The sequence below is a fragment of the Bradyrhizobium sp. SZCCHNPS1003 genome, assembly GCF_032381555.1.
Lineage (GTDB): Bacteria > Pseudomonadota > Alphaproteobacteria > Rhizobiales > Xanthobacteraceae > Bradyrhizobium.
The window spans coordinates 65,298-84,064 of sequence record NZ_JAUHIU010000021.1 but is presented as its reverse complement, the minus strand read 5'-3'; the positions used below and the strand labels follow the sequence as shown (position 1 = coordinate 84,064).

Annotated in this window: 14 protein-coding genes; 5 read left to right on the top strand and 9 right to left on the bottom strand. The window is 66.9% G+C overall.

All coding sequences use genetic code 11. The features are described from left to right. Positions 1-8: 8 nt before the first annotated feature. Positions 9-3,524 (bottom strand): transcription-repair coupling factor, encoded by a 3,516-nt coding sequence (gene mfd, locus QX126_RS28590; RefSeq protein WP_315785363.1) that lies wholly within the window; start codon positions 3,522-3,524, stop codon positions 9-11. Continuing rightward, the gene (locus QX126_RS28585; RefSeq protein WP_315737904.1) at positions 3,524-3,811 is read right to left on the bottom strand and encodes a succinate dehydrogenase assembly factor 2; all 288 of its coding nucleotides are present in this window, start codon (positions 3,809-3,811) and stop codon (positions 3,524-3,526) included. Before QX126_RS28585 ends, mfd begins: the two co-directional genes overlap by 1 nt. Before the next feature lie 196 nt (positions 3,812-4,007). Between QX126_RS28585 and recG the strand changes: the two genes are divergently transcribed. Beyond that, positions 4,008-6,110, top strand: coding sequence for an ATP-dependent DNA helicase RecG (recG, locus tag QX126_RS28580; RefSeq protein ID WP_315785361.1), 2,103 nt, complete (start codon positions 4,008-4,010; stop codon positions 6,108-6,110). Between the two features lie 126 nt (positions 6,111-6,236). Here recG and QX126_RS28575 read toward each other — a convergent pair whose 3' ends face one another. Together QX126_RS28575 and QX126_RS28570 are read right to left on the bottom strand one after the other, a co-directional pair. Beyond that, positions 6,237-7,100: an NAD(P)-dependent oxidoreductase gene (locus QX126_RS28575; protein WP_315785360.1), complete on the bottom strand. Its 864-nt coding sequence runs from the start codon at positions 7,098-7,100 to the stop codon at positions 6,237-6,239. Positions 7,101-7,222: 122 nt separating this feature from the next. Further along, positions 7,223-9,115: an autotransporter domain-containing protein gene (locus tag QX126_RS28570; RefSeq protein WP_315785358.1), complete on the bottom strand. Its 1,893-nt coding sequence runs from the start codon at positions 9,113-9,115 to the stop codon at positions 7,223-7,225. Positions 9,116-9,396: 281 nt separating this feature from the next. On the opposite strand from QX126_RS28570, the gene QX126_RS28565 reads away from it, so the two are divergent. After that, positions 9,397-9,771, top strand: a complete 375-nt coding sequence (locus QX126_RS28565) for a VOC family protein (RefSeq protein WP_315785355.1) — start codon at positions 9,397-9,399, stop codon at positions 9,769-9,771. 45 nt (positions 9,772-9,816) lie between these two features. On the opposite strand, the gene QX126_RS28560 is transcribed toward QX126_RS28565, so the two are convergent. The 3 genes from QX126_RS28560 to glmS form a co-directional block, all read right to left on the bottom strand. Then, positions 9,817-10,614: a DUF502 domain-containing protein gene (locus QX126_RS28560; protein ID WP_315737899.1), complete on the bottom strand. Its 798-nt coding sequence runs from the start codon at positions 10,612-10,614 to the stop codon at positions 9,817-9,819. A 190-nt stretch (positions 10,615-10,804) separates the two neighbouring features. Then, a complete protein-coding gene (locus QX126_RS28555; protein WP_315785352.1) occupies positions 10,805-11,419 on the bottom strand; it encodes a LysE family translocator in 615 nt (204 codons plus the stop codon). 52 nt (positions 11,420-11,471) lie between these two features. After that, complete coding sequence (gene glmS / locus QX126_RS28550) at positions 11,472-13,298, bottom strand: glutamine--fructose-6-phosphate transaminase (isomerizing) (RefSeq protein ID WP_315774719.1); 1,827 nt, start codon at positions 13,296-13,298, stop codon at positions 11,472-11,474. A 229-nt stretch (positions 13,299-13,527) separates the two neighbouring features. Here glmS and QX126_RS28545 point away from each other — a divergent pair, with 229 nt between their 5' ends. Continuing rightward, positions 13,528-13,755 carry a hypothetical protein gene (locus QX126_RS28545; protein WP_315737896.1) on the top strand — a complete coding sequence of 76 codons (228 nt, stop codon included), beginning with the start codon at positions 13,528-13,530 and terminating at the stop codon, positions 13,753-13,755. A gap of 9 nt (positions 13,756-13,764) precedes the next feature. Here the strand turns inward: QX126_RS28545 and glmU are convergent, their stop codons facing one another. Beyond that, positions 13,765-15,111: a bifunctional UDP-N-acetylglucosamine diphosphorylase/glucosamine-1-phosphate N-acetyltransferase GlmU gene (gene glmU / locus QX126_RS28540; RefSeq protein WP_315772133.1), complete on the bottom strand. Its 1,347-nt coding sequence runs from the start codon at positions 15,109-15,111 to the stop codon at positions 13,765-13,767. A gap of 135 nt (positions 15,112-15,246) precedes the next feature. Here glmU and QX126_RS28535 point away from each other — a divergent pair, with 135 nt between their 5' ends. Both QX126_RS28535 and QX126_RS28530 read left to right on the top strand, forming a co-directional pair. Continuing rightward, a complete protein-coding gene (locus QX126_RS28535; RefSeq protein WP_315785349.1) occupies positions 15,247-16,602 on the top strand; it encodes a hypothetical protein in 1,356 nt (451 codons plus the stop codon). Between the two features lie 108 nt (positions 16,603-16,710). Further along, on the top strand, positions 16,711-17,091 hold the full coding sequence (locus QX126_RS28530) for a hypothetical protein (protein ID WP_284416120.1): 381 nt from the start codon (positions 16,711-16,713) through the stop codon (positions 17,089-17,091). Here QX126_RS28530 and QX126_RS28525 read toward each other — a convergent pair. Further along, a complete protein-coding gene (locus tag QX126_RS28525; RefSeq protein WP_315785414.1) occupies positions 17,051-18,631 on the bottom strand; it encodes a beta-(1-6) glucans synthase in 1,581 nt (526 codons plus the stop codon). The two genes, QX126_RS28530 and QX126_RS28525, sit on opposite strands and share 41 nt — an antisense overlap. Between the last annotated feature and the right edge of the window lie 136 nt (positions 18,632-18,767).

The window sequence follows — 18,767 nt, the reverse complement described above, 5'->3', positions numbered from 1 at the left end:
CCATTCCGCTACGCCGCCTTCTTCTTCTCCGCGAGGTCGGCGAGTTCCTTCAGGATATCGGTGGTGCCGGCGAGCCGCTCCTCGGGCGTCTCCCAGACCTGCAGGAACACGACCTTCATGTCGGGGCGCACCTTGGCGGCCTGGCCGTGGCGCTTGATGAAGGCGACGAGACGATCGGGATAGGCGAAGCTGTTGTCGCGGAAGGCGATGACCGCGCCCTTCGGGCCGGCATCGACCTTCTCGACATTGGCCCTGCGGCAGTAGTTCTTGATCGCGGCGACCTTGAACAGATAGCGCGTTTCGTCCGGCAGCTTGCCGAAGCGGTCGCGCAGCTCGGCCGCGAAGTTGTCGATCTCGTCGTCGGTCTCGAGATCGGCGAGCCGGCGGTACAGCGACAGTCGCACCGAGAGGTCGGAGACGTAGTCCTCGGGGATCAGCACGGGCATGCCGATCGTGATCTGCGGCGACCAGCGGTCGACGGTCGGCTCGGTGATGCCCGCCTTGAGGTTCTCGATCGCCTCCTCCAGCATCGACTGATAGAGCTCGAAGCCGACCTCCCTGATGTGGCCGGACTGCTCGTCGCCGAGGAGGTTGCCGGCGCCTCGGATGTCGAGGTCGTGGCTGGCGAGCTGGAAGCCGGCCCCCAGCGTCTCCAGCGACTGCAGCACGCCCAGGCGCTTTTCGGCCAGTGGGCTGATCTTGTGCGTCGACGGCAGGGTGAACAGCGCATAAGCGCGCAGCTTGGAGCGGCCGACGCGGCCGCGCAGCTGATAGAGCTGGGCAAGGCCGAACATGTCGGCACGGTGCACGATCAGCGTGTTGGCGCGGGGAATGTCGAGGCCGGATTCGACGATCGTGGTCGACAGCAGGATGTCGAACTTGCCGTCGTAGAACGCCCCGATGATGTCCTCGATCACGGTCGGCGCCATCTGGCCGTGCGCGACGGCGACCTTCATCTCCGGCACGGTCTTGTCGAGGAACTCCTTGACCTCGGCGAGATCGTCGATGCGCGGCACGACGTAGAACGCCTGACCGCCGCGATAGCGCTCACGCAGCAGGGCCTCGCGGATCATCACGGGGTCGTGCGGCGCGACGAAGGTGCGAACGGCGAGACGATCGACTGGCGGCGAGGCGATGATCGACAGCTCGCGCACGCCGGTGAGTGCGAGCTGCAAGGTGCGCGGGATCGGCGTCGCCGACAGGGTCAGCACATGCACCTCGGCGCGCAGCTGCTTCAGCCGCTCCTTGTGGCTGACGCCGAAATGCTGCTCCTCGTCGACGATGACGAGGCCGAGATCGCGGAACTTGATCGCCTTGCCGAGCAGCGCGTGGGTGCCGACGACGATGTCGACCGAGCCGTCGGCGAGGCCCTTCTTGACCTGATTGAGTTCCTTGGTCGAGACGAGACGCGAGGCCTGCGCGACGTTGACCGGAAAGCCCTTGAAGCGCTCAGCGAAAGTCTTTGCATGCTGGCGCGCGAGCAGCGTGGTCGGCACGACGACTGCGACCTGCTTGCCGTCGAGCGCGACGGCAAAGGCGGCGCGTAGCGCCACCTCGGTCTTGCCGAAGCCGACGTCGCCGCAGACCAGCCGGTCCATCGGACGTCCCGCTTCGAGATCGGCGAGCGTCGCCTGGATCGCGGCGAGCTGGTCCTCGGTCTCGTCATAGGGGAAGCGGGCGCAGAACTCGTCATAGAGGCCAGCCTGCACCGGCAGCTTCGGTGCCTCGTGCAGCATGCGCTCGGCGGCGATCTTGATCAGCTCGCCGGCCATCTCGCGGATGCGGTTCTTCAGCTTGGCCTTGCGCGTCTGCCAGCCGGAGCCGCCGAGCTTGTCGAGCTCGACATTGGTCTGGTCGGAGCCGTAGCGCGACAACAGCTCGATGTTCTCGACCGGCAGATACAGCTTGGTCTCGCCGGCATAGCGCAGTTCGAGACAATCATGCGGCGCGCCGGCGACCTCGAGCGTCTGCAGCCCGACGAAACGGCCGATGCCGTGATCGACATGGACCACGATGTCGCCGATCGCGAGGCTCGTCACCTCCGAGATGAAGTTGTCGAGCTTGCGGCTCGCCCGGCGCGGCCGCACCAGGCGGTCGCCGAGAATGTCCTGCTCGGAGATGACGGCGATCTGGTCGGTCTCGAAGCCGGTCTCCAGGCCGAGCACCGCGAGCATGGTCTCGTTGCGCGGCGTCGCCTGCACCACGCGCCAGGTGTTGACGCTGGTGACGTGGATCAGCTTGTGGTCCTTCAGCATGCTGGCCATGCGGTCGCGCGAGCCTTCGCTCCACAGCGCGATCACGACCTTCTTGCGCACCGATTGTAATGCCTGCACGTGGGCGACAACTGCCTCGAACACGTTGACGGCGGAATCGTTGCGCTCGGGCGCGAAATTGCGGCCCTGCCGCGCGCCGATGTCGACGACGCCGGTGCTCTCCGGCACCGCGAATGGCGTCACCCGCGCCAGCGGGACGGCGGCGAGCCGTTCAGCCCACTCCGACGACGTCAGATACAGCCGGTCAACCGTCAAAGGCTTGTAGATCGCACCGCCGCCGGGATGCTCCATCGCCTCGCGGCGCGCGTCGTAATAGTCGATAATCTGCTTGAAGCGCTCGCGCGCGGCGTCCTCGCCCTGCGGCTCGATCACGATGGGTGTGTTCGGCAGATAGTCGAACAAGGTCTCCATCTTGTCATGGAACAGCGGCAGCCAGTGCTCCATGCCGGGATAGCGGCGGCCTTCGCTGACGGCCTCGTACAGCGCGTCATCGCGCTCCGGCGCGCCGAACTCGGCGACATAGCCCATGCGGAAGCGGCGGATGGTGTCGGTGACGAGCTGGAATTCAGAGACGGGCACAAGGTCGAGCGAGCGCATGTCGAGCAAGGTGCGCTGCGTCTCGGCGTCGAAGGTGCGGATCGATTCCAGGCTGTCGCCGAAAAAGTCGAAGCGCACCGGTTGGTCGAGGCCGGCGGGAAACAGGTCGAGAATGCCGCCGCGCACGGCATATTCGCCGCTCTCGCGCACGGTCGACGAGCGGTGATAGCCGTTATGCTCGAGCCAGGCGACGACGGAGTCCATCGGCACGACATGGCCGGGCGCGACCGACAGCGCCTGCCCGGCCATGGTGTCGCGCGCCGGCACGCGCTGCACGATGGCGTTGACGGTGGTCAGCACGATCAGCGGCTTGTCGCTGCCGGCGAGGCGCGACAACCGCACCAGAGTGGTGACGCGCTGGGCCAGGATACCGCCATGCGGCGAGACGCGATCGTAAGGCTGGCAGTCCCAGGCCGGGAACTGCATCACCGGCAGGTCCGGCGCGAAGAAGTCGAGCGCCCGCGCCAGCTGCTGCATCCGATTGCCGTCGCGACAGACCACGGCGAGGCTGACCGCCGGCGGCTTCGGCTTGGCCGCGACCGCCCGCGCGAGATCGGAGACGACCAGGCCTTCGGCGCCCTCGGCGACATTGGCGAGCGTCAGCGCGCGCCCCGGCGCGAGATGCTCGGCTGGCGACTTGACCGGGCTCTTCATCAATCGGCGTCCACCGCGCGGAACGCCTTGATGCGCTCGAACAATGCCGGTGTCTGCTCCGGCGGCAGCGGCCGGGCGCCGGTCACCGCGGCATAGAAATCCGGGTCCGGAACTTCCAGAAGCTGTTCGAGCTCGGCCAGCTCGCTCTCGGAGAGGCTCCCGATCTCGGCATCGGCGAAGCGGCCGAGGATCAGGTCCATCTCACGGGTGCCGCGATGCCAGCAGCGGAACAGGAGCCGCTTGCGACGGTCGTCTAGGCCTTGGCTCGATCGGGTCGTTCCGGTCATCGCGATATTCCTGCAGGACAACGCCAAAAGCCCGGACGGTGCCGGGCGTGGTTCGATATAGCGGCACGCAGCGCTCCTGTCAGCCCTCCCAGGCTGCAGAACCGGCATGCCCGGCACCTGAAACCTGAGAAAAAGACGTGGATGTCTTGGCATTCGCGGCTATTCCGGCTCTCAAACCGCTTTAAGTGTTCGGTCCATGCGCCCAAGCGTTCTCAATCCCCTGTTCGCGCCGGTCACCACCCTCTCCGGGGTCGGGCCGAAGCAGGACAAGCTGCTGCGCTACCTGCTCGGCTGCAGCGAGACGCCTCGCCTGGTCGACCTGCTCCTGCATCTGCCGGCCAGCGTGATCGACCGCCGCAACCGGCCCAAGGTGCGCGACGTCGCGGTCGGAACCGTGGTGACGCTCGAAGTCACGGTCGATCGCCACCGCCCCTCGCGCAACGCCCGCGCGCCGTACCTCGTTTACGCCAGCGACGAGACCGGCGACGTCGTGCTGACCTTCTTCCGTCCCAAGGGCGACTACATCGAGAAGGTGCTGCCGGTCGGCGCCAAGCGCTATGTCTCCGGCACCGTGCAGATGTATGACGGAGTACCGCAGATCGTGCACCCCGACCGCATCCTGGATGAAGCGGGGTTTGCAAAACTCTCCGGCATCGATCCGGTCTATCCGCTGACGGAAGGTCTCGCACTCGGATCGTTGCGGCGCGCGATTGCCGCGGCGCTGACCAAGCTGCCCGAGCTGCCGGAATGGATCAGTCCGGAGGTGCTCAGCCGCTGTGGCTTCCCGCCCTTGAAGGAGGCGCTGACGCGGGTGCATGTGCCGCAGGAGCTGACCGACATCCTGCCGGAAAACCCGTTCTGGTCACGGCTGGCCTTCGATGAGCTGCTCGCCGGCCAACTGGCACTGGCACTGGTGCGGGCGCAACTGCGCCGGCCCGCGGGCAACCGTCATGCCGGCGACGGCCGTCTGCGCCGCAGGATCATCGACGCCCTGCCCTATGCGCTGACGAACTCGCAAGCCAAGGCGATCGAAGCGATCGCCGCCGATCTCGAAAAGCCGGTGCGGATGCTGCGGCTGCTGCAGGGCGATGTCGGCTCCGGCAAGACGGTGGTGGCGCTGCTGGCGGCAGCCGCCGTCGCCGAGGCCGGCAAGCAGGCGGCCCTGATGGCCCCGACCGAGATTCTGGCGCGCCAGCATGCCAAGACCATTACGCCGCTCGCCGAGCGCGCCGGGATGAACGTGGCCATTCTCACGGGGCGCGAGAAAGGCAAGGAGCGTCGCGACATTCTTGCGCGTCTGGAGGCCGGCGAAATCGACCTGCTGGTCGGCACCCACGCGCTGATCCAGGACGACGTGGTCTTCAAGTCGCTCGCGCTTGCCATCGTCGACGAGCAGCATCGCTTCGGTGTGCGCGAGCGGCTGGCGCTGACCTCGAAGGGCGAGGCCGTCGACGTGCTGGTGCTGTCGGCGACGCCGATCCCGCGCACCCTCGTCCTGACCTATTTCGGCGACATGGACATCTCCGAGCTGCGCGAGAAGCCGGCCGGCCGGCAGCCGATCGACACCCGTGCGGTCGCCGACACCAGGCTCGGCGAGGTCATCGACGCGGTGGGGCGCGCGCTCGATGCCGGCAAGCTGGTCTACTGGATCTGCCCGCTGGTCGAGGAATCCGAGGCCGAGGGCATCGATCATCTCACCAATGCGACGGATCGCTTCGAGAGCCTGCGCGAGCGCTTCGGTGCCAAGGTCGGCCTCGTCCACGGCAAGATGAAGGGCAGCGAGAAGGACGACGTCATGGGCCGGTTCGCGGCCCACGAGTTGCGGCTGCTGGTTGCGACCACCGTGGTCGAGGTCGGCGTCGACGTGCCGGCCGCCAGCATCATGGTGATCGAGAATGCCGAGCGCTTCGGTCTCGCCCAGCTGCACCAGTTGCGCGGCCGCATCGGCCGCGGCTCGGAGGCCTCGACCTGCATCCTGCTCTATCACGAGCCGCTGGGGCAGATGTCGAAGGCGCGGCTCGCCGTGATCCGCGAGACCACCGACGGTTTTCGGATCGCCGAGGAGGACCTCAAGCTGCGCGGCGAAGGCGACGTGCTCGGCATCCGCCAGAGTGGCCTGCCCGGCTATCGCATCGCCCGTCCCGAGGTGCATGCCCAACTGATCACCCAGGCGCGCGACGAGGCGCTGCGGATCCTCAAGGAAGACCCGAAGCTGAAGGGCCCGCGCAGCGACGCGCTGCGCTGCCTGCTCTATCTCTACGAACGCGACGAGGCGATCCCGCTGCTGACGGCGGGCTGACATGTCGTAGGGTGGGCAAAGCGACGCCAAAGGCGGCGCGTGCCCACCATGTCGATGGTCGTAAAGAACAACGGTGGGCACGTCACACCGCGCGTTGCGCGGTGGGCCTTTGCCCACCCTACGAGTCTATGACGCCGGCTTATTCACCTTGCAGCTCTCGGCGAACGCCACCAGCTGCGCCGCATCGGTGCCCTCGCCCTGCACGTCCGTCGCGATGTGCTCGAACAGACGGGCGAAGCCTTCGTAGATCAGCGCGGCCGGATGGTCATCACCCAGGAAGCCCGCGATCTCGCGCATTTCGGCGACCCAGCGATAGGCCTTCGGCAGCATGTCCGGCAGCGCATTGGCAAGCCGCGCCTGGACGTGCGGCAGGCTCAGCGCCAACTCGTCGCGCAGCGCGTCGGCGGCGCCGGCGCGGGTGGCGGCCAGCACCATCGCGGCGCCGAGCCCCGTCAGGCCCTTGTTGATGCCCGCATAGGACATCTTCAGCGCCGAAGCCGCGCCGATCGGCCCTTCGATCCGGCGCAGATCGAGCCCGAGTTGGCCCAGCACGGCGACATCAACGGCCGCCTCTCCGCTCACATACAACGCCGGTCCCTTCGTGCCCGGCTTCGGCGGCAGACCGATGATGGCGGCATCGACCAGGCGCGCGCCCGAGGACAGCACGATGTCCTCGATGGTCCGGATGGTGTCGACGTTGACGGCGTTGCAGTCGACGATGATGGGCTTCTTCGAATTCCGGTTGATGACCGTCGCGAGTTGCTCCGCCAGCGCCACAGCCTCGCCCGGCGGCACGATCGACAGGATAATGTCGGCATTGGCGATCTCGGCGTCGCTGGCGCCGACCATGCCGGATGCGGCCGCCCTCGCCCGCGTCGCCGCGCTGCGCTCCTCGAGCGAAGTCAGAACCTTGCAGCCGTGCTCCACGAGACGGGCGGCGATGGCGCTGCCCATGGCGCCGGGCGCGATGACGGCAATGCTGGGAGGCATGATGACGCTCCGATTCCAACGATGGTCTCTAAAACTATGCCCACCCCATGACAAAACTGAAGGCACGAAAACGAAGGGCAGCCCTTCAGAGCCCCCGAGAACGCTGGTCGCCGCGGCAGACCTCAGAACGCGATCTTCAAGCCTCCGCTGCCGAAGAAATCGTCTCCCCCCGTGCGTCCGATGGTGCGCGACACGTTCACCGTCAGCGCCACATTGCTCCAGAACGGCGCCACGACGCCGGCGCTCACCCGGCCGTAGACGTTGTGCGAGGTGCCGTTCGGAACCGTCCAGTTGTTGACGATGACGGGCGCCGAGGTCGCGTTGTACCGAATCAGGCGGCCGTTGCCGATGATGTCGTCATCGAGCGTCAGGTTCAGATACGGATTGATGACGCTGCCCTGCACCTGGAACGGCGTGCGCAGCTGCACGCCGACGCTGCCGATCAGGGTCTCGGCGGTCTGCGAGCCGACAGCGAGCGTCAGCGCAGGATCGCCGGTCTCGGTGTAGCCGTCGACACGGGCGCGGGCATAGGTCAGCCCGCCGATCGGTCCGAGCTTCGCCGTGCCTGCATCGAACAGGTAACCGGCCTTCCCGGCCGCGACGAAGGTGGTGCCGCCGGGATTGGAGGTGATGGTGTCGACCACGCCCGGCCGCGTGTTGTGATAGTCCTGACGGCCGATCGTCGCCAGGCCCTCGGCAAACAGGTTGCTGCTCGCCCAGGCGCCGTAGAGGCCGAACTGATAGGAGTTGGCATCCGTGGTGCCGGCGCTGTTGAACAGCCTCGCCTTCGGATTGGAATAGTCGAAGGCGGTACCGATCATGGAGTTCGCCGACAGCCGGTACTCGACACCAATTGTGCCGCCGATGCTGTCGAGATTGAAGCCGTTCGAGGCGGCGCTGCCCTGGCGGTCGCTGACGCCGCCATTGCCCTGCATGTAGAACGACCATGGGCTGACCGGCGCCAGCGGCGGCGCCTTGGTGTAGGGGGACTTGGCGTAAGGCGCCTTCGTCACGGCGGCAAAGGAATTCATCGTCGACGGCGCGAAGCCGGTGGTCTCGCGGAACTGATCCAGCTTGCCGAACAGCGTCGAGGCAAACCCCATCGCCGTGATCGAGGCCACCTCACCCTGCGGCGCGAAGGTCAGCGGCGCGTTGAGGCGGTTGACGATGTACTGGCCCAGCACCTCGAAGCCGTGCGACGTCAGGTGCACGCCGTCGACATAGAACAGATACTGGTTCTGCAGCGCAGGATTGCCGATGCACGCCACCGGACAGGCGCCGACATTGGTGAAGCCATAGCGCTGTGGATTGGCCTGGATCAGCGTCCCCACCAGTCCGGTGTCGACATACTCGACACGTACGCCCGAACGCGCGACGCCTGCGAGCGACTGCTGCATCAGGCTGTTATAGGTCGTGCTGTAGGCCTTGCCGGCCGGGGCATTGGCGTTGCCGACGGCCTCCGGCAAGGTGCTGACATCGCCGGCCGTGAACACGATGCTGCGCGCGCCGTCCCCGACCAGCGCGTTGATGCCGGCCATGGCCTGCTGGGCCGTAACGGCCGCGGCCATCGGCGCTCCAGCGAGCGAGCCGCCGGCGCGGTAATAGGCCCGCGCATCGTTGCCGCCGACCGAGATTTCGACCAGGTCGGTCGACGAGATCCTGCCGGAGAAGCCCGTCAGTCCGCTCCATTCCTGGAAGAAGCCGGGAATGCCGGGCGCCACCACGTTGGTGTTGCCGGCCATGGCGCCGCCGATCGCGTAGTTGAGCTGGGGAATGCCGAGCAGCGCCGAGGTCGTGTCGACGAAATTCGTGCCGCCGCTGAAGCGGCCGGTGGGATAGAGCGGCAGCTTGCCGGCGCCGCCGGTGAAGGTCCAGAGATTGCCCGTGTCGGCGTAGCTGTCGCCAAATGCCTGAATGCGCGTATAGGTGGTCTGGGCTGCTGCCGGCCCCGTCAGTTGCAGGGACGCCGCGGACAGCGCGACCGCGCACAACAATGTCGTCCTACTCACAGGCATCCTACGCGCCTCCCCAACGCCCTACTTTTGTTTGCCCGATGTTTCCATGGTGACCATTCGAAACACCACCGCCCGCTGGTTGTAGGAACGACGACATCCGTGGCTGTGCTTTCCCCGCATCATCATGCAGTGCAAAGCGCCGCGATGCGCACGTTTGCCCGCTGGGCGGACCGGACCGCCAGCGACCATGCTCACGAAGGCTGCTGACAGAATCTGGCAGAGGGCCCGGCTAGTCGTGTGGCTGAAGCGCCGCAGACGGCGCCGCCACCGGAGAAACGACGATGCCCGACTTCAATTTTCTGATCCTCTACGTCGACAACCCGCCGAGGAGCGCGGCCTTCTATGCGGATCTGCTCGGCCGGCCCGTGATCGAACAATCGCCGACGTTCGCCATGCTGCCGCTGCGCGAGGGGGTCATGCTGGGCTTGTGGTCGCGGCACACGGTCGAGCCGACGGCGACGGGCGCCGCAGGCTTCGGCGAGGTCGCGTTCGCGGTCGGCGATGCCGGCGAGGTCCAGAGGCTGCACGACGACTGGAAGGCGCGCGGACTCTCGATCGCGCAAGCGCCGACGCGGATGGATTTCGGAACGACGTTCGTCGCGCTCGATCCGGACGGGCATCGCCTGCGCGTGTTCGTTCCGCAGGATGCGGCCTAGCCCCTCCGCGGGTGGCCGGCCATGCGCATCAATCGGCCTTTCAGCCTAGTCCGCCTTGGCCGGCTCCGGCTCGCGATGCGGCGATGGCTGCGCGGGTGCGTTGGCGAGGCGCGCGGTGTTGGCCATGTTGGCCAGCGCCGCGACCTTTTTCTGCTGGTCGGATCCCGGCTGCACCACGCCGCATGACATGATCAACGTCGCCGCGTCCTCGGCGCTCATGTCGACCTCGATGATCTTGCTCCGCGGCAGATAGAAGAAGAAGCCCGTGGTGGGGTTCGGCGCGCACGGCAAGAACACTGAGATCTGCTCGTCGTCACCGGGCAGCCGGCTCGCAATCTCCGTGCTCGGCGGCTGCGAGATCAGGACGATCGACCACATGCCCGGCGACGGAAACTCGACCAGGCCGACACGGCGCAGGCTCGAGCCCTTGCCCGAGAACAGCGTCTCGAACACCTGCTTGAGGCCGCGATAGATCGCCCGCACCGCCGGGATGCGGCCGAGCAGCCGCTCGCCGAGGTCGACCAGGGTGCGGCCGATCAGGTTGGCCGTCAGGAAGCCGAGCAGCGTCAGTCCGATCACGGCCACGATCAGGCCGGAGCCGGGCACGCCGAACGGCAGATAGGTTTCCGGACGATAGACCAGAGGCACGAACGGCCGGACCAGCCCGTCCACCCAGGTCACGAACCACCACGTGATGTAGAGCGTGATGGCGACGGGTCCGGCTACGACGAGGCCGGTCAGGAAATAGTTGCGAAACCGGAACATCAGCCCATGGTGGGGCGTCTCGGCCGGAGCATCGGCCAAGGGATCGGTCTCTGGCGGCAGGTCGTCGCGGGAACTCATGCGAACTTCCGGGTCGGATCAAATCTCAGCTAAGGGTCTTAGCAGATTTTTGAAGGGCAAAGGCCCTCTTTCCGACACATGCGCGCTTTGCCGCTGACCTGTGGCCCGGCAGCCGGACACCCATTCCAGGCGGAAGGTGCTTCAGGTCCCGTTGCGGAGAGTTGCGACGCGGACGGCCGAACGCGGCGCCCTAGGCGCTGCGCAGCGGCAGGGCCAGCCCGACCGCCACGAAGATGCCGCCGCAGACCTGGTTGAAGCGCCGCCCGACCCGCGCGAGCCAGGGGCGAACCTGGGCCGCCGCGCTGGCGATGGCGTATTCGGTGACGAACTCGGTCACCGTATAGGTGACGGCCACGACGGCGAACTGCACCGCCAGGCTGCGATCGGGATCGATGAACTGCGGCAGCAGCGCGCTGAAGAACAGCAGGCATTTCGGGTTGGTCGCCGCGGTCAGGAAACCCTGGCGGAACAGCGCGTGTCCTCTGGCCGTCACGGCTTGGTCGGCCAGATCGACGCCCACCGGCGGCGCGAGCCACAACTTGACCCCGAGCCATGCGAGATAGAGCCCGCCCACCCATTTTAGGACCACGAGCCAGGTGATCGACGACTGCACCAGCGCACCGATGCCGAACATGCACAGCGCGATGACGAGGATGAAGCCGATCAGGCCGCCCGCGATCGTGAACAGCGTCCTGCGTCCGCCGTGCAGCGCCCCGTGCGTCAAGGCGAGCAGGCCGTTCGGGCCTGGCGTCAGGGAGATCCCCACGGACGTGACGAAGAACAGCAGCCAGGTGTTGAGGGTCATCCCGATCCCCGTGATCAAGCGAACCGACCGATCCGCCGGGCCGGACGTTTGCCTATTCCACCGTGACCGACTTGGCGAGGTTGCGCGGCTGGTCGACGTCGGTCCCCATCACCACGGCGGTGTGGTAGGCCAACAGCTGCACCGGGATGGCGTAGACGATCGGCGTGAACGTCGCGGCCATATCCGGCATGGTGATCGTCACCAGCGAGTCCACGGTCGCCTCCTCGGCTCCCTTGGCGTCGGTCATCAGGATGATCTTGCCGCCGCGCGCGGCGACCTCCTGCATGTTCGACACCGTCTTCTCGAACACGCGATCATAGGGCGCGATGACGACGACCGGCATGGTCTCGTCGATCAGCGCGATCGGCCCATGCTTGAGCTCGCCGGCGGCGTACCCCTCGGCGTGGATGTAGGAGATCTCCTTCAGCTTCAGCGCGCCTTCCAGCGCCAGCGGATAGGAGGTGCCGCGGCCGAGATAGAGCACGTCCTTCGACTTCGCGATCTCGCGGGCGAGCTTCTCGATCTGCGGCTCGGTCGTCAACGCCGCCGCGATCAGGCGAGGCACCTCGACCAGGCCATGCACCAGCTTGGTCTCGTCGGCTTCGGAGAGCTCGCCGCGGCCGCGACCTGCCGCGATCGCGAGCGCCGCGAGCACCATCAACTGGCAGGTGAAGGCCTTGGTCGAGGCAACGCCGATCTCCGGGCCGGCGAGCGTCGGCATCACGATCTCGCTCTCGCGCGCAATCGTCGAGGTCGGCACGTTGACGACGGAGAGCGTGTGCACGCCCTGCGACTTCGCATAGCGCAGCGCCGCCAGGGTGTCGGCAGTCTCGCCGGACTGCGAGATGAAGATGGCGAGATCGCCCTGGCGCAGCGGCGCCTCGCGATAGCGGAACTCCGAGGCGACGTCGAGTTCGACCGGCACGCGCGCGAAGCGCTCGAACCAGTATTTGGCGACGAAGCCGGCGTAGCTCGCGGTGCCGCAGGCGGTGATCGAGATGCGCTGGATGTCCTTGAAGTCGAACGGCAGCCGCGCCGGCAGCACTACGCGCTCGGTGCCCATGTCGACATAGCGCGCCAGCGTATGGCCGACGACCTCCGGCTGCTCGTGGATCTCCTTGGCCATGAAGTGGCGATAATTGGCCTTGTCGACCAGGAACGACGACGCGCCGGATTTCAACACGTCGCGCTTCACCACCGCGCCCGAGGCGTCGTGGATGATGCCGGAGTCGCGGGTGATCTCGACCCAGTCGCCATCATCGAGATAGCTGATCGTGTCGGTGAACGGCGCCAGCGCGATCGCATCCGAGCCGAGGAACATTTCACCGTCGCCGTAGCCCATCGCGAGCGGCGAGCCCTTGCGCGCGCCGATCAGGAGGTTGCCATGACCCTTGAACAGGAAGGCCAGCGCGAACGCGCCCTTCAATTGCGGCAGCGACGCAGCCACGGCCTGCTGCGGCGAATGGCCTTTCAGCAAATAGGAGTTGACCAGATGGACGACGGTCTCGGTGTCCGTTTCCGACGCGAACCTGGCGCCCTGCTTTTCGAGCTCGGCACGTAGTTCGCGAAAATTCTCGATGATGCCGTTATGCACCACGGCAACGTTATCAGTTGCGTGCGGATGCGCGTTGCTCTCGGTCGGCTTGCCGTGGGTCGCCCAGCGGGTGTGACCGATGCCGGCGTGCCCCTTCAGCGGCTGCTGCCCGAGCCGCTTCTCCAGGTTCTTCAGCTTGCCCTCGGCGCGCCGCCGCTCGAGATGATCGCCTTCGAGCGTAGCAACGCCGGCAGAATCATAACCGCGATATTCGAGCCGCTTGAGCGAGTCGACCAATTGCTCGGCAACCGGCCCGCGTCCCAGGATCCCGATGATTCCGCACATCAGCGCTTGTCCCCAAATCGTCGAGAATGATTCAAATGCATGGCATTGTCTTAACGAAAACCGCGCGCTTTCAGGATTCAATAATTATTGCGGATTGCGACAGGGTTAAGTGGGAGCCCTAACCGAGGGCCTGCATGCAACTCCGGTTTGATGCGGAGGTCCGGTTCGGAGCGCACTTAACGTCCGGTCAACGCTTTCGCGCAGAGACTGTCGCGTCGGAGAGGACGCCATGACCTATAGCCGCCGCCCAACTGATCCCAAAGGCACCAGCCCGCTGAGCCTGTCGCATCCGACCTCCGGAAGCCATCTGGCGCACTGGCCGCCGCCGGCCCTGAGCAGCGAGCTCAAGCCGATGCCGATCAAACATCGCGCCAACGAGCCCGTCAAGCACGCCACCCGCCGCGGGTGGCGTTTGACACGTGCGATGTTCGCTGAGTTCCAGGACGACGAAAGCTGATTTCTCAGCTCACTTCTTGTGGCGTTGCTTGGCATTCCGGAAGCGCGCCGCCGCGCCCTCACGCGTCGTCTGCGGGCTCCGCTCGAGCGCCAGCGCATCATCGGGCACGTCGCGCGTGATCACCGAGCCAGAGCCGATATAGGCGCGGGCGCCGATGGTGATCGGCGCCACCAGCGAGGTGTTGGTGCCGATGAAAGCGCCCTCGCCGATATTGGTCTTGTGCTTGTTGAAGCCGTCATAGTTGCAGGTGATGGTGCCGGCACCGATATTGGCATTGGCCCCAACATGGGCGTCGCCGATATAGGACAGGTGATTGACCTTCACGCCCGCCTCCAGCACCGCGGCCTTGGCCTCGACGAAATTGCCGATCTTGGCGCCGTCTCCGAGTGTCGTACCGGGCCGCAGCCGCGCGAACGGCCCGAGCAGGCTGTTCCGGCCGAGCTTGGACTGCACGATGTGCGAAAACGAATGCACCACCGCGCCGTCGCCGATCGACACGCCGGGGCCGATCACGACGAACGGCTCGATGGTCACGTCCTTGCCGAACGTGGTATCCGCAGCGAGGTAGACGGTCTCCGGCGCGACCAGCGTCACGCCTGCATCCATCGCCGCGCGGCGCAGCCGGTTCTGCATCACCGCCTCGGCTTCGGCGAGCTGCGCCTTGGTGTTGACGCCGCGCACCTCGTCCTCGGAGGTCTCGATCACGACCGCCTCGAGCCCCTGCTCGCGCGCGATCGCCACCGCATCGACCAGATAGTACTCGCCCTTGCTGTTGGCATTGCCGATCCTGTCGAGGATCGCGAGCGCGCGACGGCCGTCCATCGCCATCACCCCGGCATTGCACAGCGTGATCGCCCGCTCCGCTTCGCTTGCATCGGCCTGCTCGCGGATCGCGACCAGCTTCGATCCGTCGAGCAGAAGGCGTCCATAGCCGGTCGGATCGGCGGCGCGGAAGCCGAGCACGGCGAGCGCTGCGCCTTCCACGAGCGCTGCCCGCAGCCGCGCGAACGTCTCGGCCGTGATCAGCGGCGTGTCGCCGAATGCGACCAGCAGATCGTCTGCGCCGCGCGCGATCGCCTGCCGCGCCGCCAGCACCGCATGCGCCGTCCCCAGCCGCTCGCGCTGAACGAAGATATCCGCGTCGGGCCGCAGGCGCCTGGCTTCCTTCTCGACCGCTTCGTGCCCTGGCCCCACCACCACGGCGATGCTGGCGCCATCGCCTTGCGGCGCCGCCGCCAGGACGTGCGCGAGCAATGATTCGCCGGCGATGGGATGCAGCACCTTGGGGACGCTCGTGCGCATCCGCGTGCCCTCGCCTGCCGCAAGCACGATGGTCAGACTGGATCGAGCGGTCATGAAACACCTGGAATGAAGGGAGCGCATAGGTCGCGCTGTCATAATGCGTTTTCTGCGCGGGGCAAACCGCACCCGCTGAAGCCCCTGGTGGTTTTCCTGTTAATGTTCGCTTCGTGATTCGATTAAGGCAGGTTCATGGCTAAGGACTCCCGCAAATCCGCCGGCACAAATGGAGCTGAGAAGACGGGGGCGACTCTGTCCGGACTGTTTGCCGACGAGAACGAGTTCGATCGCCGCGCGCTGTGGCGGCTCGGCTGGTGGGGGGCTGGCGCCGTCGGCGCCGTCGGCCTGGCCGTTTTCACCAATCAGGCCGCACAGGGATGGCGGCAGGACCGTGTTTCCGCGGCCGATCTGTCGCGCCAGGCACAATTGCTGCAGTCGCTGGCCCGCGAGACGCAAGGCGAGGCGCGCCAGCTCGGCGCGGCCATCGAGACGCTCAACACCGATCGCGACCGGCTGTACGCGCGCGTGACCGTGCTCGAGCAGGGATTGGACTCGGTGACCGGCGCGCTGGCCAAGCAGAGCGCCCAGGCAACCGCCAATCCCGCCCCCGGCGGCAAAGCCGCACCCGCGCCGCAGATCGCGGCCGTGGAGTCCCAGGCCACGGTGGCGGCCCCATCGAGTTCCGCGGCGTCCAGCCCCTTGCCGGCCTACGCGAACGCGTCGCCGTTCATGCCGATTCCCAACGGGGCCGCCGGAATCAATCCGGCTCAGCCCGGTTCCCCGGCGGCTGCCGCGAGCGCCGACAAGACGAAACAGGAGCAGTCCAGGCCGATGTCGGCCGGGCTGTCGGGTGCTTCGTCATCGTCCGTCTCCGCCGCTCTGTCGCCGACCCCGCCTGCACCCGCCGTCGCGGCGACCGGTTCCCAGCCTCCTGGTGGCGCACCGGACCCGGCCGGCAAGCCGGCCGAGACCGACAAGCTCGCAAAGGCTGAGCCCGCAGAGGCCGGCGCCAAGGGCAATGACAGCACGGACGTCACGGTCACGGCGGTCCAGAAGACCGAATTCGCAGTCGATCTCGGCGCGGCCAGCTCGCTCGGAGGATTGCGGGCGCTGTGGCGGGATCTCGTGAAGACCCATGCCGACCTCGCCTCGCTCAGGCCGATCATCATCCTGAAGGAAGGCCGGAGCGGTCCGGGCATGCAGCTGCGACTCGGCGCCGGCCCATTGGGCGACGCGGCCACGGCGGCGAAGATCTGCGCGGTGCTCGCCGAGAGCCGGCGCGCTTGCGAGACCACCGTCTATGACGGCCAGCGCCTCGCGGTCCGTGAGGAGCCGGAGGGGGCCGAGGCGGCCAAGCCGGGCGCTCCCGCGGCTGCCGCCCAGAAGCCGGTGCAGCGCCGGCGCACGTTTCAGCCGCAGGTCCAGCAGCAGCGCCACGGCAAGCGCGAGGAGCCGCCGCCCACAGCAGCAGCACCGGCGCCGCCGCCGGCAGAGGCGCCCAAGCCCGAGCAACCGTCGGCGCTGTCGTCGTTCTTCCGCCGCTCCTGAGCCTCAAATCATCGTGCAGCCAAAGCCGGTTGGGACGGATTGTGAAAGCAGTCCGCGAACCGGCTTTGCGGCTTGTCCGACGATCCTTTCCGCAGCATAGTCCCGCGCATGAAAAAGACCCCGTTCCGCCTCTCGCCCTATCAGGTGCAATGGCTCCTGATCATAGGCTTCGTCACCGTCGGCTATGCCCTCTATCTGCGCTATCTCGCGATCGAGCTGTCGAGCGTCGCGCTGGCCTGCGATGCGGGCCTGCAGACGCTGGCCTGCAAGAGCCGGGCGGTCGCGACCACGCTGTTCAAGAATTCGGTATTCGGCGCCACCGCGCTGGTGATTGCAGTGCTGCACGTGATGCGGCCGTCGATCGTGCTGTTGACCGGCGGGCTGATCGCCGCCGGCCTCGGCATCGTGCTCTACAACATCGTGCTGTCGGGGCTGGCGATCGGCCTGCTCATTCTCGGATTTGCGCGGCCCGCGCCCGCCACAGCGTGAACGCCAGCAGCAGATACATCGCGCAGGTCCACATCGCCTGCCAGTTGTCGCGGCCCTCGTTGTAGATCACGTAGACCGAGGAGATCGCGAGCAGGCCGGCGAAGCTGGCCTCGGCGATCGGGCGCGCGCCCTGCGCCGGACGATTGCCGAGCAGCATCGCGAACGGCACCACCGCCATGGTCAGGCTCGCGAACGGGAAATCGCGGTAGCGCGGGTCGAATACAAAGCCGAGCGCCGTCTCGGCCGCGATCAGCACCGTCACGACCAGGACCAGACCCAGCAGGTAGGTGATCTTCAACTGCTTGCGGCCGTCATTCGGTCCGAGCAGGTCGAGAAAGGTCGGCAACGGCCGCCCGGCCATCGCCGCGTTGGCGCTGAGGATGGGCGCCAGGACGCCGGCAGCGAGCAGCGCCCCCCAATGCAGCCAGCCGCCGACACCGAGGCTCTCATAGAACATCTTGTCCGCGGCCATGCCGAACAGCACGCCCGCTGTCGTCGCGGAGAACCCGACCCCGATCCAGGCCGAAACGTGCGGCGGCCAGGGCCGGCGCCGCACCGTCAGCCACCCGGCCAGGAACACCACGAACGACAGGATCATGCCGCCGCCCATCTGCAGCTTCCACAGCGGATAGTTGCTGACGGGCTCGCCCGGCGGATATTTCAGCGCCCGCGTATCGTCGCTGATCAGGCCCCAATAGCCGCCGACCGTGCCTTCGAGCTTGCGCTTCCACGGCTGGTCATAAGCCTCGATCAGGTTGACGCGGAAGTTCTCGCGCTTGGCGAGGCTGAGGATCTCCGATACCACCCGCGCCTGGTTGGCGCGCGACGGCAGCGCGCCCTCGCGCATCCGCCCCTCGCTCGGCCAGCCGGTCTCGCCGATCAGAATCTCCTTGCCCGGAAAGGCGATGCCGACCTGCTGGCGGATGGCGTCGACATGGGAGGCGGCGAATTTCGCGCGCACCGGCATGTCCTCCCAATACGGAAGGATATGAACCGTGACGAAGTCGACGATGTCGTAGAGCTCGCGGTTGCGCAGCCAGAACTCCCAGACGTCGGCATAGGTCACGGGGACCTGGACCTGGGCCTTGACGCTGCGGATGGTCGCAGCGAGATCGGCGGTCGTCATCTCACCGCGCAGCAGCACCTCGTTGCCGACCACGACCGCCGTGATCACCTTCGGATAGCGCTTGATCAGGTCGACCGCGATCGCGATCTGCTGCTCGTTCTTCAGCTTGTTGGAGCCGAGCCAGATGCCCTGGATCACCTTGATGCCGACCCGGGATGCGATTCCCGGCACCTGGTCGAGGCCGTTCTCGATCGAATAGGTGCGCACGCATTCGGAGATCTTGGCGAGCTGCACCAGGTCCTGCTCGATCTGCTCGGCGTCGATATGGGTGGTCGGATCCAGCGGGCTCTGCTGGCCGCGGAACGGCGCATAGGACACGCACTGCAGCTTCGAATCGAGCTCGATCGGCGCGCGCGCGAGCGTGATCGGCTGGGCCAGCCACCACCACGCGGCGGCGATGACACCCAAGGATATGAGCAGAAGCGCCAGCGGCGTAGGAAGGGATTTCAGTTCCGTGTCTCCAGGCAGGGTGGTGTCGATTACCCGGTCGGCGGCGATCTGCCAAGTAGGCGATCGGCCGAGCCCTCCGGCACTCTTGGCGGACCCGCTC